Source organism: Actinocatenispora comari (genome assembly GCF_017312725.1).
Lineage (GTDB): Bacteria > Actinomycetota > Actinomycetes > Mycobacteriales > Micromonosporaceae > Actinocatenispora > Actinocatenispora comari.
The window spans coordinates 1-21,642 of record NZ_BOPO01000044.1 but is presented as its reverse complement, the minus strand read 5'-3'; the positions used below and the strand labels follow the sequence as shown (position 1 = coordinate 21,642).

The 21,642-nt window shown below is 70.9% G+C and carries 19 protein-coding genes, 2 tRNA genes and 1 pseudogene; 12 read left to right on the top strand and 10 right to left on the bottom strand.

The features are described from left to right. Positions 1-317: 317 nt before the first annotated feature. From NUM_RS13275 to rpmH, 5 genes are all read right to left on the bottom strand, one after another. Complete coding sequence (locus NUM_RS13275; RefSeq protein ID WP_207125133.1) at positions 318-896, bottom strand: Jag family protein; 579 nt, start codon at positions 894-896, stop codon at positions 318-320. Positions 897-1,054: 158 nt separating this feature from the next. Continuing rightward, entirely contained in the window at positions 1,055-2,272 is a 1,218-nt protein-coding gene (gene yidC / locus NUM_RS13270) for a membrane protein insertase YidC (protein ID WP_207125135.1), read from the bottom strand. Positions 2,273-2,314: 42 nt separating this feature from the next. Beyond that, positions 2,315-2,548 carry a membrane protein insertion efficiency factor YidD gene (yidD, locus tag NUM_RS13265; protein WP_203966544.1) on the bottom strand — a complete coding sequence of 78 codons (234 nt, stop codon included), beginning with the start codon at positions 2,546-2,548 and terminating at the stop codon, positions 2,315-2,317. Positions 2,549-2,604: 56 nt separating this feature from the next. After that, entirely contained in the window at positions 2,605-3,009 is a 405-nt protein-coding gene (gene rnpA / locus NUM_RS13260) for a ribonuclease P protein component (RefSeq protein ID WP_207125132.1), read from the bottom strand. A 27-nt stretch (positions 3,010-3,036) separates the two neighbouring features. Beyond that, on the bottom strand, positions 3,037-3,174 hold the full coding sequence (rpmH, locus tag NUM_RS13255) for a 50S ribosomal protein L34 (protein WP_084131065.1): 138 nt from the start codon (positions 3,172-3,174) through the stop codon (positions 3,037-3,039). A gap of 604 nt (positions 3,175-3,778) precedes the next feature. Between rpmH and dnaA the strand changes: the two genes are divergently transcribed. The 5 genes from dnaA (at position 3,779) to NUM_RS13230 (ending at position 10,931) form a co-directional block, all read left to right on the top strand. Further along, positions 3,779-5,818, top strand: a complete 2,040-nt coding sequence (gene dnaA, locus NUM_RS13250; protein WP_308440568.1) for a chromosomal replication initiator protein DnaA — start codon at positions 3,779-3,781, stop codon at positions 5,816-5,818. An 804-nt stretch (positions 5,819-6,622) separates the two neighbouring features. After that, the gene (dnaN, locus tag NUM_RS13245) at positions 6,623-7,759 is read left to right on the top strand and encodes a DNA polymerase III subunit beta (RefSeq protein ID WP_207125130.1); all 1,137 of its coding nucleotides are present in this window, start codon (positions 6,623-6,625) and stop codon (positions 7,757-7,759) included. Positions 7,760-7,881: 122 nt separating this feature from the next. Then, a complete protein-coding gene (gene gnd, locus NUM_RS13240; protein ID WP_207125129.1) occupies positions 7,882-8,766 on the top strand; it encodes a phosphogluconate dehydrogenase (NAD(+)-dependent, decarboxylating) in 885 nt (294 codons plus the stop codon). 67 nt (positions 8,767-8,833) lie between these two features. Next, entirely contained in the window at positions 8,834-10,003 is a 1,170-nt protein-coding gene (recF, locus tag NUM_RS13235) for a DNA replication/repair protein RecF (protein ID WP_207125128.1), read from the top strand. Between the two features lie 361 nt (positions 10,004-10,364). Beyond that, positions 10,365-10,931, top strand: coding sequence for a DciA family protein (locus NUM_RS13230; RefSeq protein WP_207125134.1), 567 nt, complete (start codon positions 10,365-10,367; stop codon positions 10,929-10,931). 77 nt (positions 10,932-11,008) lie between these two features. Here NUM_RS13230 and NUM_RS13225 read toward each other — a convergent pair whose 3' ends face one another. The 4 genes from NUM_RS13225 to NUM_RS13210 form a co-directional block, all read right to left on the bottom strand. Further along, a complete protein-coding gene (locus tag NUM_RS13225; RefSeq protein WP_207125127.1) occupies positions 11,009-12,163 on the bottom strand; it encodes a hypothetical protein in 1,155 nt (384 codons plus the stop codon). Continuing rightward, positions 12,163-12,675, bottom strand: coding sequence for a SigE family RNA polymerase sigma factor (locus NUM_RS13220; protein WP_207125126.1), 513 nt, complete (start codon positions 12,673-12,675; stop codon positions 12,163-12,165). Before NUM_RS13220 ends, NUM_RS13225 begins: the two co-directional genes overlap by 1 nt. 109 nt (positions 12,676-12,784) lie before the next feature. Beyond that, complete coding sequence (locus NUM_RS13215; RefSeq protein ID WP_207125125.1) at positions 12,785-13,837, bottom strand: hypothetical protein; 1,053 nt, start codon at positions 13,835-13,837, stop codon at positions 12,785-12,787. Further along, the gene (locus NUM_RS13210; RefSeq protein ID WP_207125124.1) at positions 13,834-14,361 is read right to left on the bottom strand and encodes a SigE family RNA polymerase sigma factor; all 528 of its coding nucleotides are present in this window, start codon (positions 14,359-14,361) and stop codon (positions 13,834-13,836) included. The genes NUM_RS13215 and NUM_RS13210 overlap by 4 nt, the downstream gene beginning before the upstream one ends. A gap of 710 nt (positions 14,362-15,071) precedes the next feature. On the opposite strand from NUM_RS13210, the gene gyrB reads away from it, so the two are divergent. From gyrB to NUM_RS13185, 6 genes are all read left to right on the top strand, one after another. Then, entirely contained in the window at positions 15,072-17,021 is a 1,950-nt protein-coding gene (gyrB, locus tag NUM_RS13205) for a DNA topoisomerase (ATP-hydrolyzing) subunit B (protein WP_207125123.1), read from the top strand. A 102-nt stretch (positions 17,022-17,123) separates the two neighbouring features. Beyond that, positions 17,124-19,604 carry a DNA gyrase subunit A gene (gene gyrA, locus NUM_RS13200; RefSeq protein ID WP_207125122.1) on the top strand — a complete coding sequence of 827 codons (2,481 nt, stop codon included), beginning with the start codon at positions 17,124-17,126 and terminating at the stop codon, positions 19,602-19,604. Positions 19,605-19,607: 3 nt separating this feature from the next. After that, entirely contained in the window at positions 19,608-20,237 is a 630-nt protein-coding gene (locus tag NUM_RS13195; protein ID WP_207125121.1) for a DUF3566 domain-containing protein, read from the top strand. Positions 20,238-20,445: 208 nt separating this feature from the next. After that, a tRNA-Ile gene (locus tag NUM_RS13190) sits at positions 20,446-20,519 on the top strand. Between the two features lie 58 nt (positions 20,520-20,577). Then, the gene (locus NUM_RS37175; RefSeq protein WP_211255515.1) at positions 20,578-20,706 is read left to right on the top strand and encodes a DLW-39 family protein; all 129 of its coding nucleotides are present in this window, start codon (positions 20,578-20,580) and stop codon (positions 20,704-20,706) included. Between the two features lie 134 nt (positions 20,707-20,840). After that, positions 20,841-20,913: transfer RNA gene (locus NUM_RS13185), tRNA-Ala, on the top strand. Between the two features lie 57 nt (positions 20,914-20,970). Here NUM_RS13185 and NUM_RS13180 read toward each other — a convergent pair. Beyond that, a complete protein-coding gene (locus tag NUM_RS13180; protein WP_207125120.1) occupies positions 20,971-21,228 on the bottom strand; it encodes a tyrosine-type recombinase/integrase in 258 nt (85 codons plus the stop codon). On the opposite strand from NUM_RS13180, the pseudogene NUM_RS13175 reads away from it, so the two are divergent. After that, a pseudogene (locus NUM_RS13175) lies at positions 21,221-21,642 on the top strand (transposase); the annotation flags it as partial. The gene NUM_RS13180 and the pseudogene NUM_RS13175 sit on opposite strands and share 8 nt — an antisense overlap.

Sequence of the window (21,642 nt, the reverse complement as noted above, 5' to 3'; positions counted from 1 at the left end):
TTCCGAGACGGCCAGGCGGCGTCCCGCCCGAACACCGGTCCCCGACCTTCCGAGACGGCCAGGCGGCGTCCGGACCTCGTCCCCGCTACCCCGACGGGGGATGGTCAAGGGGGCGACTGCCCCCTTGACGGGGAGGGGTGTGGGGAGGGGCGAAGCCCCCTCCCCACGTTCCCCCACAAGGGGTCAAACCACGAACAGAGGTGGCCTTCACACCCCAACCCCCGAACACCCGACGCGCAGAACCCGCCCCGATCAGAGCGCACGAAAAAGGCCGAGCCCCGCATCCAGCAGGCTCGGCCTTTCCTCGTACGGCTGGGTCAGCTCACCGCCCGCACCACGATCTGCCGGTGCGGCTCGACGCCCTCCGACTCACTCTCCACATCGGACAGTTCGTTGATCACGTCGTGCACGCACTTGCGCTCGAACGCGCTCATCGGCTCCAGCTTCACCGGATCGCCGTGCTCGCGCACCTTCTCGACCGCGTTCTTCGCGATCGCGCCGAGCTCCTTGCGCCGCGCGGCCCGGAACCCGCCCACGTCGAGCAGCAGCCGGCTCGGCGAACCGGTGTGCTGGAAGACGGCGAGCCGGGCCAGTTCCTGCAGCGCCTCCAGCGTGGCGCCGCGCTGGCCGATCAGCGGGTCCAGGTCGTCGCCGACCAGTTCGACCACCGGCCGGCCGGACTGGACGAGCTCGTCGATGTCCCCGTCGTAGTCGAGGATGTCGAGCAGGCCCTCGATGTAGTCGGCAGCGATCTCGCTCTCGCTGAACAGCGCCTCGGAGTCGTCCGACGCCGCCCGCGCGCCGCCGTTCTCCGACGTCGACTCCTCGGCCGGCGCGTCGTTCGCCGCCTCGGGCTTCTCGTCGGCTTCCACCGCGTTGGTACTGGTATCGGTCACGGCAGTGTTACTCCAAGTCCCCTGGGCGTTTCCACGAAACGCCGGTCAGTCTGTATTGTCGGCGCGCTCCGGGCACGCCGCCGACCGTCGCCCACGCCGGTCGGCTCCGCGGCGAATCGGCTCTCCCTGACAGGGTGCCACCGTCGCCGCGGCACGACTCACGAGCCCGGTTTCCGCTTGCCCGACGCGGTGGTGCCGGACGATCCCGGTACCTTCGCGCCGTTGGTCGATCCCTTGCCGGTGCGGCCGGTGCCGGACTTCGACGTACCGGACTGACCGGTCTTCGCCGGGGCCTGGCCCGGCGCTGCCTTCTTGGACGGCTTCTGCGCCGCGGCCTTCTTCACCGGCTGAACGCCGGTCTTCTTGGCCGGCTGGGCACCGGTCTTCTTCGCGGGCTGGCTGCCGGCGGCGCGGCTGGCCCCGTTGGTACCGGACTCGGTGCCGGCGGCCGTGCCGGTGGCGGTGCGCTTGCGGACCGGCTTGGCGCCCGGCTTCGGCGCGAGCGCCTTGGCGGCCTCGCGGCGCTGCTCGACGACCTTGCGCGCCTCCTCGGCGGCCTTGCCCTTGAGCGGCTTGCCGGCGTCGGCGGCGGCCTTCGCGGCGTTCGGCGGCGGCGGGTACTTGTGCAGGATCCAGCTCTGCTGGGCGAGCGAGAAGAGGTTGGACGTGGTCCAGTAGATGACCACACCGATCGGGAAGATCGAACCGGAGACCAGCAGCATCACCGGGACGCCGTACAGCATGACCCGCTGGATCATCTTCTGCTGCGGATCGGTGGCGTAGCCGGTGCGGGCGATCATCTGCCGCTGGGTGAGGAACGTCGTGACGATCATGGCGGCGATCAGCACGCCGGCGACGATCCGGACGGTCATCGCGCTGGAGTTCAGCGCGTCCAGGGTGGCCTGGTCGGACTTGAAGCTCGCCGCGATCGGCGCGGTGAACAGGTGCGCGTGCGAGGCGCTGTCGAACTGCGCGGCGGTCCAGCCGTACAGCTGCTTGAACGAGTTGCTGTGGTCCCCGGTGACCTTGCTCAGGTGCCGGAGCACGTGGAAGAGCGACAGCAGCACCGGCGCCTGCAGCGCGAGGGGGAGGCAGCCCATCAGCGGGTTCGCCTTCTCCTTGCGGTACAGCTCCATCATTTCCTGCTGCATCGCCTGCTTGTCGCCGCCCTTGTACTTGGCCTGCAGCTCCTTGATCTTGGGCTGCAGCGCCTGCATGGCGCGTTGCGACTTGATCTGCTTGACGTACAGCGGGAACAGCACGGCGCGGATCGTGATCACCAGGAACACGATCGCGAGCACCCAGTCCCAGTCGGTACCGAGGAACTGGTTGTTGCCGAGTCCGATGGCGTCCCAGAGGGCGTGCCAGCGCAGCATGACCCACGAGATCGCGGTGTAGAGGAAGTCCAGACTCACTACTCAGGCTCCAGTCACATCGGCGCGGTGCCGAGGTGGCGGCACCGGGTCGTACCCGCCCGGGTGGAACGGTTGGCAACGCAGCAGCCGCCAGATCGCGAGGCCGGCCCCGCGCAACGCGCCGTGTACCGTCACGGCCTGTAGCGCGTATGCGCTGCACGAGGGATGGAACCGACAGCGAGCCGGCAGTGCCGGGCTTATCCAACGACGGTACGCGACGATCGGGGCTATCAGCACCCGACCCACCCTGCCGGCCGGCAAGCCAGCGTCGCTCTGTGGGTACGTGGCGGCGTTCACGAGGCATCGCCCGCCCTGGGGGCTTTCCGGCGCTGGCTGCCGCGGGGTGCGGCGGCGGCCGCGAGCGCGGCGTCGAGATCGCGGCCGAGCTGCTGGAACGTCCGGTCCGCGGCGGCCGGCAGGGCCCGCACCAGAACGGTGGTACCGGCCGGCAGTTGGTCCAACCGTTCGCTGGCCAGGTGGCGCAGCCGGCGGCGGACCTTGTTGCGGATCACCGCGTTGCCCACCGCCCGGGAGACGGCGAAGCCGAACCGCGGGCCGCTCGACGGTGCGTCCCGGTTCGTCCCGGCCTGGGGGGTCGCGAGGTGCACGACGAGCGCGCCCCGCCCAGCACGACGCCCGCCGCGGGTGGTCGCGGCGAACTCGGCGCGGCGACGCAGCCGCGCGGCGGGCGGCAGCACGATGAACTCAGCGTGTCGAGGGACGGATCAGGCCGAGAGGCGGGCGCGGCCCTTGTGGCGGCGAGCCGCCAGGATGGCGCGACCGGCACGCGTGCGCATGCGCAGCCGGAAGCCGTGGGTCTTCGCGCGCCGGCGGGTGTTCGGCTGGTAGGTGCGCTTGCTCACGTCGAGTTCTCCAAGATCAGGTACCGTCAGGAAGTACGGCCGGCGCCGGGAACTGCTGGCGCGCCGAGAGTCGGCGACCCCCGACCGCGTACCGTGACCCTCAGGTCATCGGACAGCGCCCACGAGGCGCAGACATGCCGCTCTACCGTATCAAACGCTGCCGGGCACCACCGACCCGCGGCCCGCCGACGCCGCGCCGCGCCGGCGGGCGCCGTCGACCAGCACCGCGCCGCCGGCGGCCCGTCGCCGCGAACACCAGGTGAGCGTCTGTATCTTGTACCGGCGGCCTCCGCGCTGTTAGCGTCGCCGGTTACCGGTGCACCCGGCTCGATGGCACCTGGATGCGGTGTGCGACCGTGTACGGGCGTGCCGGCGTCCGGCATCGCGGCCTCTCACCGGAGTCTGTGCGAATCGGGTTCGCGCAGTTCGTCCCTGGTTGATACTGGAAACTCCAGAACGATCCACAGGCTGTGGATGGCCCTGTGGATAACTTGCGAGTCTGCTGCTCACGGCGCCGTACGATGCTCCACAGCGGGTTCGCCGCCGCCGGTCGGGCAGCAGCCGAGCACCGGGGCTGCCCGCGATGGCGAGGGGGTGCGCAGCGGTGGGCGACGACGCGGTCAACCTTGCCGCCGTGTGGGTCGCGGCGACCGAGGAGCTCGCCAACGAGACCCTCTCCCCGCAGCAGCAGGCCTGGCTGCGGCTGACCCGCCCGCTGGCGCTGGTCGAGGACACCGCGTTCATCGCCGCACCGAACCCGTTCACCCGCGACGCGATCGAGTCCCGGCTGCGGCCGGCCATCACCGAGGCGCTCTCGCGCCGCCTCGGGCGCACCATCCAGCTGGCCGTCGCGGTCCAGCCGTCGGACGATCCGGACCAGGTGTCCGCCGACCCCGGCGCCGCGCTGCCCCCGACCGCCCCCGACTTCCCGCGCGCCGCGCCCGACTACCCCCCGGCGCCGACCGACTACCGGTCCGAGCCACCGGAGTATCGGCCGGACGGGCCGGGCTTCCGGGCCGAGTCCACCGGATACCCGGCGGAGAACGCGGACTTCCCGCCGGATCGGCGGGCCTATCAGCAAGATGCCCCGGCCTACCCCCAGGACGGCGGCGGCTACCCGCAGGACGGGCCGGGCTATCCGCAGGACGGCTACCGGCACGACCCTTCCGGCTACCGGCGCGACGGGCGTGACTACCAGCCCGAGACCGGCGACTACCGGCCGGACGGCGGTGGCTACCGCGGCGCGCCGGCCGGCTACCCGCCGGCGGCGGACCGCGCCGAGCCCGGTGAGTACCGCCGTCAGTCCGAGCCGGCCGCACCCGACGGCCAGCTGCCGCTGGGCATCCCGGCGCCGCAACTGCCCGGGCTCGACATCCCCGCCACCGGGCGCGCGGCGGCGCCGCCCCGGCGTACCGCGCCGGCCCCCGCCGGCCCGCCCGCACCACCGCAGCGGACCGCGGACACCGGCGGCGCCGATCCGGTACGGCCGGCGGCCACCCGGACCGACCGCGGTCACCGGCCCGGTTCCGAGGGCACCGGCCGCGGCGACCCGTCCCCGTCGGTACGGCCGGGTGGGCAGCTGCGCGACTACAGCGGGCGCGGCGCCGACGCGGTCAGCCGGCTGAACCCGAAGTACACCTTCGAGACGTTCGTGATCGGCTCCAGCAACCGGTTCGCGCACGCCGCGGCGATCGCGGTCGCCGAGTCACCGGCCAAGGCGTACAACCCGCTCTTCGTGTACGGCGGGTCCGGGCTCGGCAAGACGCACCTGCTGCACGCGATCGGGCACTACGCCGCGAGCCTCGGCAACGCCCGCTCGGTGCGGTACGTGTCGACCGAGGAGTTCACCAACGACTTCATCAACTCGCTGCGGGACGACAAGATGCAGGCGTTCCAGCGGCGCTACCGGGATGCCGACATCCTGCTGATCGACGACATCCAGTTCCTGGAGCGCGCCGAGCGCACCCAGGAGGAGTTCTTCCACACCTTCAACACGCTGCACAACGCGAACAAGCAGATCGTCATCACCTCGGATCGGTCGCCGAAGCAGCTGTCCACGCTGGAGGACCGGCTGCGTACCCGGTTCGAGTGGGGGCTGCTCGCCGACATCCAGCCGCCCGACCTGGAGACGCGGATCGCGATCCTGCAGAAGAAGGCGGCCCACGAGCGGCTGTACGCGCCGCTCGACGTGCTCGAGTTCATCGCCTCCCGGATCCAGAACTCGATCCGGGAGCTGGAGGGCGCGCTGATCCGGGTCACCGCGTTCGCCAGCCTGAACCGGGCGGCGGTCGACATCGCGCTGGCCGAGGAGGTACTGCGCGACCTGATCCCGGACGGCGCCGGGCCGGAGATCAACTCCGAGCAGATCATGGAACTGACCTGCGACTACTTCGGCGTCAGCATGGACGACCTGCGCGGGCACTCCCGTACCCGGGTGCTGTCCAACGCTCGGCAGGTGGCCATGTACCTGTGCCGGGAGCTGACCGACCTGTCGCTGCCGCGGATCGGCCAGGCGTTCGGCGGTCGGGACCACACCACGGTGATGCACGCGGACCGCAAGATCCGGCGACAGATGGCCGAGCGGCGCACGCTCTACAACCAGATCGCCGAGTTGACGAACCGCATCAAGCAGCAGGAGCCGTAGACCGGCTCACGGCTTGGCCCGCGTCCACACCTCGCCACGAGCGCCGACCGGGTACCCGCGCGCGCCGCGGCAAGCGGTTTCCGAGCGTCGTGGGCGTCGTCCACACCCCCGTTCGGGGTCCTCGATGTGAAAGCGACGAGCCTCACACGGGCTCGATCCACAGCGTCATCCACAGCTGTATCAACATGCTGTGCACAAGGTCTGTGGACAAATCGGTGGATTGCCTGTGGTCAACCCGGCGTGTCCTGGGGACAGCGTGTGGACGGCCGGTGGACAGAGATTTCCACCGGTTGTCGATCATGATTCGGCCTGGGGACAACCCTGGGGAAGACCTGGGGACAGTGTGGTGGATAAGCCGGCAAGCCTTGGGACAACGGGTGGACAACCGACGGCCGGCCGACCGCCTGTGGACGACTCGCCGAGTCATCAACCGCTGCGCCCACAGCTTCCCCACACCCCTCAACCGGTCCGGATCAGGGAAAACGTCGGTTCTCCACAGTTTCCACAGCCCCTATGACGTTGATGGGTGAGTTCTTCTAAGAGAACAAAAAGCCAATCGTCTGGGTGCCGGGCAGCAGGAAGGGCCCCGAGCAGCCTCTGGCGAGGAGAACCGTCCGCAACGACTCGACCGGGCCCTTAGAATCGAGACCCGCAGCGCACGCCCCGGACGGGCCGGGCATCCGTCGAGTTGTCGGTGGGTGCCCGTAAGGTCCTCCGGACGGGCCTGCGCCACGACCAGCCGACCCGCGCGCCGCTGCGTGCCCGACGCCGGCGACCGACCGACGCTCTCCCAGGAGGGACCGCATGAAATTCCGGGTTGAGCGGGATGCGCTCGCCGACGCCGTCGCCTGGACCGCGAAGAGCCTGCCGAACCGGCCACCGGTGCCGGTGCTGGCCGGCGTGCTGCTCGCCGTCGGCGACGGCCGGCTGACCGTGTCCGGCTTCGACTACGAGGTCTCCAGCCAGGTGCAGGTCGACGTCCAGCCGGACGAGGAGGGCACCGTGCTGGTCTCCGGCCGGTTGCTGGCCGAGATCACCCGGGCGCTGCCGGCGAAGCCGGTCGACGTCGCCACCGAGGGCTCCCGGGTCGAGATCACCTGCGGCAGTGCCCGGTTCACGTTGCCGACGATGCCGGTCGAGGACTACCCGGCGCTGCCGGCGATGCCGCGTTCCGCCGGCCGGATCGACGCCGCCCTGTTCGCCACCGCGGTGGCGCAGGTCGCGATCGCCGCCGGCCGAGACGAGACGCTGCCGATGATCACCGGCGTCAAGTTCGAGCTGGAGCGCAACACGCTGACGCTGCTCGCCACCGACCGCTACCGGGCCGCTATGCGCGAGTTGGAGTGGCAGCCGGACGAGGCGGACACCAGCCTGTCCGCGCTGGTGCCGGCCCGCACCCTGAGCGAGACCGCGCGGGCCCTCGGTCCGCTCGGTGGCACCGTCGGCATCGCGCTGTCCGCGCCGGGTGCCGGCGAGGGCATGATCGGCTTCGCCGGCGGCGAGCGGCGCACCACCAGCCGCCTGCTGGAGGGCGACAACTACCCGCCGCTGCGGTCGATCTTCCCGGCCGAGTTCACCTCGCACGCCCGGGTGCCGGCGGCCGCGCTGGCCGAGGTGGTCAAGCGCGTCGCGCTGGTCGCCGAGCGGAACAACCCGGTCCGGCTGTCGTTCTCGTCCGACGGGTTGGTCGTCGAGGCCGGCGCCACCGAGGACGCCCGTGCCTCCGAGGCGCTGGAGTGCGAGTACGACGGCGAGCCGATGACCACCGCGTTCAACCCGCAGTACCTGCTCGACGGGTTGGCACAGCTGGGGCGGCCGATCGCCAGGCTGTCGTTCGTCGACCCGATGAAGCCGGCGGTCGTGTCCGGCAGCACCGAGGACAACGACGACGACACCTCCTACCGGTACCTGATCATGCCGGTGCGGTTCGCCAACCAGTAGCCGACCACAGCCGCGGTGCCGGGTGGCGGCGACGGTGCGGCACCCGCGTACCGTCGTCGCGGGGCGATCGGCACCGACATCCCGGTGCACGCGTCGCCGGCGGAGCGGAATCTGGAGGGGACATGCAACTCGGGCTCATCGGTCTCGGCAAGATGGGCGGCAACATGCGGGAGCGGCTGCGTCGTGCCGGGCACGACGTGGTCGGATACGACCGGAACCCGGACGTTGCCGACGTGGCCAGCCTCGCCGAGTTGGTGGAGCGGCTGGACGCGCCGCGCGTGGTGTGGGTGATGGTGCCCGCCGGCGAGCCGACCCGGCAGACCGTCGAGGAGCTCGGCGAGCTGCTGTCCGAGGGCGATGTCGTCGTCGACGGCGGTAACTCGCGGTTCACCGACGACAAGATCCACGCCGAGCAGCTGGCCCCCAAGGGCATCGGCTACGTCGACTGCGGCGTGTCCGGCGGTGTCTGGGGCCTGCAGAACGGGTACGCGCTGATGGTCGGCGGCAGCGAGGAGAACGTCGCCAAGGCGCAGCCGATCTTCGACGCGCTGAAGCCGGAGGGCGAGTTCGGGTTCGTGCACGCCGGCGGCGTCGGCGCCGGGCACTACACCAAGATGGTGCACAACGGCATCGAGTACGGGATGATGCAGGCGTACGCGGAGGGTTTCGAGCTGCTCGAGGCATCCGAGATCGTCGACGACGTGCCGGGCGCGATCAAGTCCTGGCGCAAGGGCACCGTCATCCAGTCCTGGCTGCTCGACCTGCTCGACCGGGCGCTCGACGACGACCCGAAGCTGGCCAAGATCGCCGGGTACGCGGCCGACTCCGGTGAGGGCCGGTGGACGGTCGAGGAGGCGATCCGGCTGGGCGTTCCGCTGAACGTCATCTCCGCCTCGCTGTTCGCCCGGTTCGCCTCGCGCCAGGCGGAATCGCCGACGATGAAGGCGGTCGCCGCGCTGCGCCACCAGTTCGGTGGGCACGCGGTCAAGGAGGACGCGGACGGCTGAGCCGTCCACCGGGGCCGCGGACGGCCGAGCTGTCCGCGGCCGGCGGCGACATCTGGGGGATCGAGGGATGTACGTCCGAGCGGTCGAGCTTGTCGACTTCCGCAGTTATCCACAGGTGTCGGTGTCGTTGTCCCCAGGTCCGAGCGTGTTCGTCGGCCCGAACGGGCAGGGCAAGACGAACCTGATGGAGGCCCTCGGCTACCTGGCCACGCTGGGCAGCCATCGGGTCTCGTCGGACGCCCCGCTGGTCCGGGCCGGTGCCGCCCGGGCGGTGATCCGCGCGGTCGTCGTCAACGACGGCCGCGAGCTGGTGCTGGAGCTGGAGCTGGTGCCCGGCAAGGCGAACCGGGCCCGGCTGAACCGGTCGCCGGTGCCGCGGGCGCGCGAGATCCTGGGCGCCCTGCGTACCGTGCTGTTCGCGCCGGAGGACCTCGCGCTGGTGCGCGGCGACCCGGCCGAGCGGCGACGCTACCTGGACGAGCTGCTGGTGTCGCGCTTCCCCCGCTACGCCGGCGTGCGGGCCGACTACGACCGGGTTCTCAAGCAGCGCAACGCATTGCTGCGCACCTCGTACCTGGCCCGGCGGGCCGGGCGGCGCGGCCACGGCAGCGACGGCGAGTCGAGCGCCGCGACCGACCTGCGCACTCTGGACGTGTGGGACAGCCATCTGGCCCGGCACGGTGCCGACCTGGTCGCCGGCCGGCTGGAGCTCGTCGCCGCGCTCGCCCCGCACCTGGAGAAGGCGTACGACGCGGTCAGCCGGGGCGGCGGCCGGGTGCACGCGGCGTACCGGTCGACGCTGTCGGCCGACGGCGACGCCGAGCTGACCGCCGACCGGGACGTGCTCGCCGCCCGGCTGTCGGCCGCGCTGGCCAAGGCCCGCCCGCAGGAGGTCGAACGCGGTACCACCCTGCACGGCCCGCACCGCGACGAGCTGCTGCTGCGCCTCGGTGACCTGCCGGTCAAGGGGTACGCGAGCCACGGCGAGAGCTGGTCGGTCGCGCTGGCGTTGCGGCTGGCCAGTTTCGAGCTGCTGCGCAGTACCGGGGCCGAGCCGGTGCTGATCCTCGACGACGTGTTCGCCGAGCTCGACGCCGGCCGCCGGGAGCGGCTCGCCGACCTGGTGAGCGGCGCCGACCAGGTGCTGGTCACCTGCGCGGTCGCCGCGGACGTGCCGGCGGCGTTGCAGGGCGGGCGGTACGACGTGGCCGCCGGGGAGGTGCGCCGTGTCCTCTGACCGCACCGGATCCGCCGACCGGAACACCGGCCGAAGCAACGACCGCGACACCGGGCGTGGCCGCGACCGGGACACCGGGCGGAGCCGCGACCGGGACACCGGGCGCAACGCCGGGCGGAGCGGCGACCGGAACGCGGACGGAAACGGCGCTCGGGGTGGCGATCGAGACGGTGCCCGGAACGCCGGCCGAAGCGGCGACCGGGACTGGAACGGCGACCGAGACGGTGCCCGGAACGCCGGGCGGAGCGGCGACCGGGGCCGGGACGCCGGCCGAGACGGTGGGCCGGACGCCGGGCGGAGCGACGGCCCGGCAGGTGGCCGGGGCCGCCGGGGAGACGGCGACAACGGCAGATCCGAGGCGCTGCCCGGCGAACGGGCCGGCCAGTCGGGCGACGATCGTGACGGCGCAGTGGACGCCGACGGGACATCCGACGGGCTGGCCGGGCCGGAGCTGGCTCGGGCGGTGCTGGCCGCGGCGAAGGCGAAGCGCGAGCGCGGCCGGTCGACGAGGTCGCGCGGCGGCGACCCCCGGCGGTACCGCAAGCGTGGCTACTCCGGCCCCGGACCGGATCCGCGCGATCCGCAACCGTTCGGCGCCCTGCTGGGCAAGCTGGTCCGGGACCGCGGCTGGCAGCAACCGGCCGCCGAGGCGACCGTGTTCGGCGCCTGGGAACGCGTCGTGGGGACGGACATCGCCGCGCACTGCCGGCCGGTGAAGCTGGTCGACGGTGAGCTGACGATCGAGGCGGAGTCGACGGCCTGGGCGACCCAGTTGCGGCTGTTGAGCGGGAAGATCCTGGCCAAGATCGCGCAGGAGGTGCGGCCCAGCCCGGTCAAGCGGCTGCGCATTCACGGCCCGGCCGCGCCGTCCTGGCGGCACGGCCCGCTGCGGGTGCCCGGCCCGGGCCCGGGCGACACGTACGGCTGAGCCGGTCGGCGATGCCGTCGACCGGCGCACACCGGTCGACGGCATCCGTTGCGGCGCAGTCGAAGTACCACGACCTGTCAGTGCGGCATCGCCGCCCAGCCGGCCCGGTCCGTCGGATCGGACACCGGGTGGATCCGCTTCGCGTACCGGGTGGTGCTGCCGGCGCCGCCGAGCTGCTCGGTGCCGTGCGCGTCCCAGGTGTCCACCTTGATCAGGTTGCCGGACACGTCGTACAGCCAGGTGCTCTCGTTGCCGAAGCTGCTGGTCGAGTACCAGGCGGGGTGGCCGTCGATGGTGGTGTTCGGGTCGGGGATCTTGTGGTTGCCGTTGCTGCCCCGCCGATCGTCGGCGAGCAACTGGAACGCCACCATGCGGGCCGCACGTGTCGGCCCGAGCATCGAGGCCCGCTCCGAGTAGGTCACCGTCGCGCCGTAGTCGGCACCGGAGAGGTACGCGTGCACCGCGCGCAGCGGCAGCGTCTTCGGCGGCGCGGCCATCCGGAACGGCAACCGCACCGCCTCCCGCCGTACCGTGATCGCCCGCACCAGCCGCAGTGCCGTCGCGCGGTCGTCGGCGCCGCCGAGCCGGTCCACCGCGACGACCGCGTACGCGCCGGGCGCCCACTGCCAGGCCAGTTCGGCGCCGGCGAACCCGGAGTCCAGCCAGTACGAGGGTGTGCCGTCGATGGTGGGACCGGTGGTGCCGTGCGGCGGCTCCCGGTTGGCCGGGCGGTCGTCCAACCCGGCGCCGATCCCGTCGTTCAACGGGTCCTCCCAGCCGGCGCCGCCGGCGAACAGCTCGACCGCAACGGAGCCACCGGCGGCCGCCCCCGCGCCGGGATCGCCGGCGAGCCACCGGATCCGCTGCCGGTACTCGCTGGTGTCGAGCTGCCAGTAGGTGCCGCGATCCGGTCGCCAACCCAGCGAGAACCACATGGTCGCGGGGTCGAACCGCTGCGGCGCCGTGGTGGGCGGGCGACCGGCGGTGCGCAGCGCCGTCGCGGCCGCGGACGGTGCGGCGCCGACCTTCCGCGGCGGCGCGTCGGGCGACACGGCCACCGCGACCCCCGCGCCGGCGAGCGCCAGCGCCACCACCCCGGCGGTACCGGCGAGGGTCCGGCTGCGCCGGCGCCGGACCAGTCGACCGCGCCGGACGGCGTCGGTCACCAGATCGGCGTTCGTCGGCGGCGGTTCCAGCTCGCGCAGCGGCGCCAGCAGTTCCTGGTCGTTCATCAGACGTTCCTCTCCGCGGCGGCCGGGGCCGAGACCCCGAGCGCCTGCCGCAACGTGGCCAGCCCGCGCGCGGTCTGGCTCTTGACCGTGCCGGTGGAACAGCCGAGCAGGTCGGCGACCTCGGTGACCGGCAGGTCGTGCAGGAATCGCAACACCAGCACCGCGCGCTGCCGTGGCGGCACCGCGAGCAGGCCCTGCCGTACCAGGTCGCGGTCCTCGGCGCCGTCGTCGGTCGGGGCGGGCCGGTCGGGCAGCTCCGCCAGCAGCCGTACCCGGGACCACGCGCGGCGCCGGTCGCCGAGGAACGCGTTGACCAGCATCCGGCGCACGTACGGGTCCAGGTGGTCGGCGCGACGGGCGCGCCGCCAGCGCACGTACAGGTCGGTCAGCGTCTGCGCCACCACGTCGTCGGCTCGCTGCGCGTCACCGACCAGCTGGTACGCGGTGCGCCGCAGCACCGGCAGCCGCGCCCGTACGTACTCGACGTACTCGTGCTCCCAGTCAGCGCGCACCGTGGCCCCTCCCCGTGCTCTCCGTACTGCAGATGCGGGCGGCCGTCCGCGGGGTTGCACGGCGCTGCCGCCGGGGAGAGTCCCGGCGGCAGCGAGAGAGGCGGGTCGGTCAGGGCAGGACCGGATCGGCCCGCCAGGCACCCGGATCCCCGGGCCAGCCGAAGATCCGCAGTCCCCGCATCAGCGCGTCCTTGTCGACGCCGCGGGCGGCCTTCACGGTGAGCATGAAGCCGTGCCGTACGGTGACGTGCTTGCCCGGTGCGATGTCCGAGTTGACGTCGACGGTCGACCAGTTCTTCTGCCGGGCGTCGCTGGTGAACGTCAGCATCGCGCCCCGCCCGACCTGGCTGCCGTCCGTCGTGTTCGTCGTACTCGCGCCGATGACGTGCTGGCCGGCCGGCAGGCGCAGGGAGAAGGGGAACTTCAAGGGTGTATGGCCGTCGACGCGCAGGCTCTCGGCGATCCGTCGGGCCACCGCCGGAGTACGGTCACCGAACGCGGGCCTCTCGACCACTTCCTTCTTGTCGGCGCCGGCGCTCTGCACCGCCCACGGGATCGTGACGACCGCGTGCGCGCCGGACGGGTACACCCAGCCGAGGGTGTAGCCGTTGGGGTCGGCGAGCACCTCGGCGGGCAGACCCTGCACCGGATCGACCTTCGTCCCGCTGCCGAACTTGAGGCCCTCCAACGGTCCGTCCTGCCAGGTGTGGCCCGGGACCGGCTGCTGCCCCGGCGCGAACAGGGTCAGCTCGACCGTCCAAACGATCTTGATCGTGTCCGTCGGCCGCTTCGGGTCGGGCACCGAGCGCATGTACCGCATCGACTGCATCCGGTCCTCGGTCGTGCTCACGTCCCAGGAGGTCGCGCCGCTCGGTATCCATTTCGGCGCCAGCCGCGACACCAGCGGGTCGTACCTGCCGCCGCCCGCCGCCGCGCCGGTGAGCCGGGGCGTCGTCGTACCGGACAGCTGCGGTTGGACGACCAACCCGGTTGCGGCCAGCGCCACCACCGCGACGCCGCCGACCACCGTCCGTCGTAGCCTTCGGTGCCGCACCGCGCGGTCCGCGGCGGCCGTCGTCGCGGCAAGGTACCCGGGGGCGAGCGGCGGCTCGTCGACCGGCTCGGCGCTGGTGAACAGCTCGCGCAGTTTCTCGTCGTTCATGCCGTGCTCCTGTCTGTCCCGGCCGGCTGCACCAGGCCCGCGTACTCGGGCAGCAGGCGGCGGAGCCGGCCGATGGCGGCGGAGGTCTGGCTCTTGACCGTGCCCTCGGAGCAACCGAGCGCCTCGGCGGTCTCGGCCACGTCCAGACCCTCCCAGTACCGCAGGATCACCACGGCGCGCTGGCCGGCGGCGAGCCGACCGAGCGCGGCCCGCAGGTCGAGCGCGCCGTCGTGGTCGACCGGCCGGACCGGCCGGTCGGGTGGCGAGCCGAACGACAGCACCCGTCGGTACCACGGTCGGCGCAGCTGTTCCAGGAAGGTGTTGACGAGGATGCGCCGGCTGTACGCGTCGATCGACCGCGCGGCCGTCGCCCTCGCCCAGTGCAGGTACAGCTTGACGAACGTGTCCTGCACCAGGTCGTCGGCGGCGTCCCAGCTGCCGGCGAGCCGGTACGCCGTGCGGCGCAGCGACGCCACCCGGCCCGCGATGTAGGACTCGTAGTCCCGCCGTTGTTGTGGGTTCATCCGCCCTCCCGATCCTGCTACCCGTACCGATGGAGCAGGCCGCCGTTCGGTTGGGCACCGATCCGAACTTCCGCGGGCCGGCCGCCGGGTACGGGTGGGTCGCGGTGGGTGATCGACCGCCGACGGTATCGGGCGGATGCCCGCCGGGTCCTCGGTGAGCACTCGGACGGTGGCGGTCGGCTGTCCGGTTCGACCCGTTCGCGCCGAGGCACCCGGGTATCGTGGCGGGGGCTCGTCGCGGCCGCACCGCCCGACGTGCCGGAGCGTTCGCGCCGGGGTTCCGGCTCGGTCTACCGGGCCTGCCGCGCCGAGGCCGCACGGGTCCCCCATCCTGGTAGGGGGGTGCGTCCACCCGCTTTTTCTGGTCTTCTCGGCCACGTCAGGGGTGCCGCATCGCGGTTATGTCGGCAGAGCCAAGTAATATTGACGTGGAGTTCAGCCGTTCGACCCGCAAGCGCGGGGATCGATCGGCACGCGTGGGAGGCCGCGGGGTCTCGGCCGCTGGGCCGCCGACCCCGACGACCTTCGTGCTGAGGGGGCGTGGGCCGACATCCGGCCGACGGCGGGATGTCCGGTTCGATGCACCAGGTCCGGAATCCCTTCCCGGCCCGCCGCGGGCGGGTGCGCGTGCCGTTCGCTGCCCGCGTTCGCCCGACCCTCGCGGCCCGGCACCCGGCTCCACTGCCGGCTCGCGGAGAAAGTGACAGAGGGTGGCAGCCCCCAAGCAGAAGCAGAGCGACTACACGGCAGCGTCGATCCAGGTCCTGGAGGGCCTGGAGGCGGTCCGCAAGCGCCCCGGCATGTACATCGGCTCCACCGGCGAGCGTGGCCTGCACCACCTGGTCTGGGAGGTGGTGGACAACGCCGTCGACGAGGCGATGGCCGGCTACGCCGACGAGATCGAGGTCACCCTGCTGTCCGACGGCGGGGTGCGGGTGATCGACAACGGCCGTGGTTTCCCGGTCGACCTGCACCCGAAGCTGAAGAAGCCCGGCGTCGAGGTCGCCATGACCGTGCTGCACGCCGGCGGCAAGTTCGACAGCAAGGCGTACGCGGTGTCCGGCGGCCTGCACGGCGTCGGCGTCTCGGTGGTCAACGCGCTGTCGGTCCGGATGGAGGTGGAGATCTGGACCAAGGGCTACACCTGGCACCAGAACTACGAGCACTCCAAGCCGGGTCCGCTGGAGCAGGGTGAGCGCACCGAGCGCACCGGGACGAGCGTGTCGTTCTGGCCGGACGGCTCGATCATGGAGTCGGTCGAGTTCAACCACGAGACGATCCACCGCCGGCTGCAGGAGACGGCGTTCCTCAACGGCGGCGTGAAGATCGTCTTCACCGACGAGCGCACGTCCGACGACCAGCCGGAGATCGTCACCGAGACCTTCCAGTACGAGAACGGTATCGCCGACTTCGTCGCGCACCTCAACGCCAAGAAGTCACCGATCCACAAGTCGATCATCTCGTTCGACGGGCAGACCGACGGCATGTCGGTCGAGATCGCGATGCAGTGGAACGAGTCGTTCGGCGAGAGCGTGTACACGTTCGCCAACGTGATCAACACGATCGAGGGCGGTACCCACGAGGAGGGCTTCCGGGCCGCGCTGACCAGCGTGATCAACAAGTACGGCGCGGACAAGAAGCTGCTGAAGGGCAACGACAAGCTCACCGGCGAGGACATCCGCGAGGGGCTCGCCGCGATCATCTCGGTGAAGCTGGCCGAGCCGCAGTTCGAGGGGCAGACGAAGACGAAGCTCGGCAACACCGAGGTGAAGAGCTTCGTGCAGCGGGTCTGCAACGAGTGGCTGGTCGACTGGCTGGAGCGCAACCCCAGCGAGGCCAAGGTGATCATCACCAAGGCGTCCGCGGCTGCCCGGGCCCGCGCCGCCGCCGCGCAGGCGCGCAAGCTGGCCCGCCGCAAGAGCCTGCTGGAGGCCGGCTCGATGCCGGGCAAGCTGGCCGACTGCCAGTCCACCGATCCGCGCGAGTGCGAGATCTTCATCGTGGAGGGCGACTCGGCCGGCGGCTCCGCCAAGCAGGGCCGCAACCCGCAGATCCAGGCGATCCTGCCGATCCGCGGCAAGATCCTGAACGTGGAGAAGGCGCGGATCGACCGGGTCCTCAAGAACAACGAGGTCCAGGCGATCATCACCGCCGCCGGCACCGGCATCCACGAGGACTTCGACATCAGCAAGCTGCGGTACCACAAGATCGTGCTGATGGCCGACGCGGACGTGGACGGCCAGCACATCACCACGCTGCTGCTGACGCTGCTGTTCCGGTTCATGCGGCCGTTGGTGGAGATGGGCCACGTCTACCTGGCCCGGCCGCCGCTCTACAAGATCAAGTGGAACAAGAAGGCCGACGACGTGCAGTACGCGTACTCCGACCGGGAGCGCGACGGGCTGCTCGCGCTGCGGCAGGAGAAGCGGCCGAACGCGAAGCCGGACGACATCCAGCGGTTCAAGGGTCTGGGTGAGATGAACTATCACGAGCTGTGGGACACCACGATGAACCCGGCCACGCGGTTGATGTCACAGGTCAGTTTGGACGACGCCGCAACCGCCGACGAGTTGTTCAGCGTTCTGATGGGTGAGGACGTGGAGTCGCGTCGGGAGTTCATTCAGCGCAACGCCAAGGACGTCCGGTTCCTCGACATCTGAGTACGGATCAGATGCTCCGAGTCGATCGGTGACCTTGCGGCCACGCTGAGTGGCTGATCATCCACACTATCCACAGCGATATCCACAGCGAAGAGGTAATTCGTGACCGAGACGACGGTGCCGCCGGGCGGCGGAGACCGGATCGAGCCGGTCGGGCTCGAAGTCGAGATGCAGCGGTCCTACCTCGATTACGCGATGAGCGTGATCGTCGGCCGCGCGCTGCCCGAGGTGCGGGACGGCCTCAAGCCGGTCCACCGCAAGATTCTGTACGGCATGTTCGACGACGGCGTGCGCCCCGACCGGGGGTACGTCAAGTGCGCCAAGGTCGTCGGCGCCGTGATGGGTAACTACCACCCGCACGGCGACTCGGCGATCTACGACTCGCTGGTCCGGATGGCCCAGCCGTGGTCGATGCGGGCGCCGCTGATCGACGGCAACGGCAACTTCGGTTCCCCGGGCAACGACCCGGCCGCCGCCATGCGGTACACCGAGTGCCGGCTCGACCCGCTGGCCATGGAGATGCTGCGGGACATCGACGAGGACACCGTCGACTTCTCGCCGAACTACGACGGCACCACCCGGGAACCCGACGTGCTGCCGGCTCGGTTCCCGAACCTGCTGGTCAACGGGTCCGAGGGGATCGCGGTCGGGATGGCGACCCGGATCCCGCCGCACAACCTGCGCGAGGTCGCGGACGGCGTGCAGTGGTGCCTGGCGCACCCGGACGCCACCGAGGAAGAAGCGCTCGAGGCGCTGATCGGCATCGTCAAGGGCCCCGACTTCCCGACCAAGGGCCTGGTCGTCGGCACCCAGGGCATCCTCGACGCGTACCGGACCGGGCGTGGCTCGATCCGGATGCGCGCGGTAGTGGACGTCGAGGAGGACGCCAAGGGCCGGACCATGCTGGTGGTGTCCGAGCTGCCCTACCAGGTCAACCCGGACAACCTGGCCGAGCGGATCGCCGAGCTGGTCAAGGAAGGCAAGATCAACGGCATCGCGGACATCCGTGAGGAGTCCTCCGGCCGTACCGGCATGCGCCTGGTGCTGGTGCTCAAGCGCGACGCGGTCGCCAAGATCGTGCTGAACAACCTGTACAAGCACACCCAGCTGCAGGAGACGTTCGGCGCGAACATGCTGGCGCTGGTCGACGGCGTGCCGCGCACCCTCAACCTGGCGCAGTTCCTGCTGCTGTACGTCAAGCACCAGATCGAGGTCATCGTCCGGCGCACGCGCTATCGCCTGCGCAAGGCCGAGGAGCGGGCGCACATCCTGCGCGGTCTGGTCAAGGCGCTCGACCAGCTGGACGAGGTCATCGCGCTGATCCGCCGCTCGCCGAGCGCGGACGCCGCCCGTACCGGGCTGATCGAGCTGCTCGATGTGGACGAGGTGCAGGCCACCGCGATCCTCGACATGCAGCTGCGCCGGCTGGCCGCCCTGGAACGGCAGAAGATCATCCAGGAGCTGGCCGACATCGAGGCCGCCATCGCCGACCTGCAGGACATCCTGGCCAAGCCGGAGCGGCAGCGGAAGATCGTTTCCGAGGAGCTCGCCGAGATCGTCCGCAAGTACGGCGACGAGCGGCGCACCAAGATCGTCCCGTTCGACGGCGACGTGTCGATCGAGGACCTGATCGCCCGCGAGGACGTCGTGGTGACGATCACCCGCGGCGGGTACGCCAAGCGCACCAAGGTCGACCTGTACCGGTCGCAGCGGCGCGGCGGCAAGGGCGTGCAGGGCGCTCAGCTGCGGCAGGACGACCTGGTCAGCCACTTCTTCGTCTGCTCGACGCACGACTGGATCCTGTTCTTCACCAACAAGGGCCGGGTCTACCGCGCGAAGGCGTACGAGCTGCCCGAGGCGAGCCGCGCGGCCAAGGGCCAGCACGTGGCGAACCTGCTCGCGTTCCAGCCGGACGAGCACATCGCGCAGGTCATCGAGATCGCCGACTACGAGGTCGCGCCGTACCTGGTGCTCGCCACCAAGAGCGGCGTGGTCAAGAAGACCAAGCTGTCCGATTTCGACTCGAACCGGTCCGGCGGGGTCATCGCGATCAACCTGCGCGACGAGGACGAGGTGGTCAAGGCCGCGCTGATCGGGCCGGAGGACGACCTGCTGCTGGTCAGCGCGAACGCGCAGGCCATCCGGTTCAAGGCGACCGACGATTCGCTGCGGCCGATGGGGCGGGCGACCGCCGGTGTGATCGGCATGCGGTTCACCAACGGGGACGTGCTGCTGACGATGGAGGTGGTCAAGGAGGGTATGGACATCCTCGTGGCCACCGACGGCGGCTATGCGAAGCGGACGCCCGTGGAGGAATACCCCACCCAGAACAGGGGAGGCAAGGGGGTGCTGACCGCCAAGATCACCACCCGGCGTGGTCAACTTGTCGGTGCACTCGCGGTGTCGCCCGAGGACGAGCTGTTCGCTATCACGTCCAACGGCGGAGTAATCCGGACTCCGGTGAAGCCTGTACGGCGGACCCGGGACCGGAACACAATGGGGGTCAAGTTGATGGACCTTCCCGCGGGCGTGACGCTGGTGGCGATCACCCGCAACGCGGACGAGCCCGAGGAACAGGACTGACGTATGACTGAGGCCAAGACGCACGAGACCGCCGCGGCGCGCTCCGGCCCCTCGGCCAACGGGCAGGGCAACAGGACCGTCGGGCGCGCCACCGTGCCCTCGGCCGACCCGTCGGCCACGAGCAAGTTCGTTCGGCCGCCGGGTATGAACCCGCCGCCGACCGGCCCGGTGTCCGCACCACCGGACGCCGGCCCGGCGAAGGCGCAGGTCGCCGACGCGGTCCGGGCGGCACGGGCAACCGTGTCGGCCGCCGCCTCGCGCGGCCCGCGGCGGGCGCGTCTGCACCTCAAGCGCATCGACCCCTGGTCGGTGATGAAGTTCGCCTTCGCGGTGTCGCTGGTGCTGTTCATCGTGATGGTCGTGGCCACCTCGGTGCTCTACCTGGCGCTGGACACGATGGGCGTGTTCGAGAGCATCAACAAGACGCTCACCTCGCTGATCGGTTCCGCCGGTTCCGGTGGCAAGGGCTTCAACCTGCAGATCACCGCCAAGGGTGTGATCGGTGTCGCAGCCCTGCTCGGCGTGGTCAACATGGTGCTGTTCACCGCACTGTCCACGCTCGGCGCGTTCATCTACAACGTGTGCTCCGACCTCGTCGGTGGCATCGAGGTGACGCTGTCGGAGAAGGACTGAGCCAGGTCCACCGATCCGGCCCGGCGCCCGCGAGGTGCCGGGCCGGAATCGTCTCTGCGGACCCGATTCGGGCGGCCGGTGCGGGGTTTCGCTGGTACCGTCGGCGATGCCGCAGGGTCGACACCCCGCGGTGGGTGCACTGCGTCGCCACGCCGACCCCGGGTGGCGCCGACCGGGCAGCCATGGGGTAATCTTCAGGCTCGCGCAGGGGGCTATAGCTCAGTCGGTTAGAGCGCATCGCTGATAACGATGAGGTCGCTGGTTCGATTCCAGCTAGCCCCACTCCCGAGCCGTTGCGTCGACCGTCCGCGGCCGGCGAGATTCGCAACTAGGGGGACAGATGGTGAAGAAGCTTTTGATCGTCGCCGCGGTTGTCGGCGTCGCTGCGCTGGTGGCGAAGAAGGTCAAGGACGCGAACGACGAGCGTGCGCTCTGGCACGAGGCCACCACGTCTCCTGACCTTCGCTAATAGCATCGGGCCGGGTCCGACCCGGCTCGGAACACACTCCGGCCCGGCGGCGATCCAGCCGTCGGGCCACGGTGCTGTTTCTTGGGCGTTGCCTCCGTCGAGACGGCGCCTTCCGTGAAGCAGCGCCACTTCCTGGGGCTGTAGCTCAACTGGCAGAGCATCGCCTTTGCAAGGCGGGGGTTAGGGGTTCAAGTCCCCTCAGCTCCACCCGGACTTACAACACTGTGTAGTTGGAAAATGTAGCCAACGGTGTAGCCAAGAGGTTCAACCGTTGCCCCTGCGCAGCAGGCCGTCCATCACGTCGGACGCGCCGCGCGCGGTTGCCGGAAGCACGTGCCCGTACGTGTCGGCGGTCAGCCGGATCGTGGAGTGCCCCAGCAGCTCCATGACCGTCCGCAGCTCCACACCACCGGTCAGCAGGAACGTCGCGAACGCGTGCCGCAGGTGGGACTGCCCAGGCTTTGGTTGACACCTGACCTGTGAGGCTGCTGGCCTTGCTGGAAGGATGTTTGCTGTGCCCAAGCCCTACCCCCGCGAATTCCGGGACAACGTGGTCGCGGTCGCCCGCCAGGGCGGTGCGCCGTTGACGCAGATCGCGAAAGACTTCGGGATCTCCGAGTCGTGTCTGTCCAACTGGCTGCGCGCCGCTGACATCGAAGACGGCAACCGGCCCGGCGTGACCCGCGAGGAGTCGCAGGAGCTGCGTGAGCTCAAGCGCCGTAATCGGCTGCTGGAGCAGGAAAACGAGGTGCTGCGCCGGGCTGCGGCTTACCTGGCTCGGGATGTCAACCCAAAATGACCTACCCGCTCGTCCGTGACCTGGCCGCAGCCGACGCCCCGATCAGGGTGCCGGTCGCGGTGACGTGCCGGGTGCTGGGCTTCTCCCGGCAGGCCTACTACGCCTGGCTTGCCAGGCCGGTCGGCCAGCGTGACCGT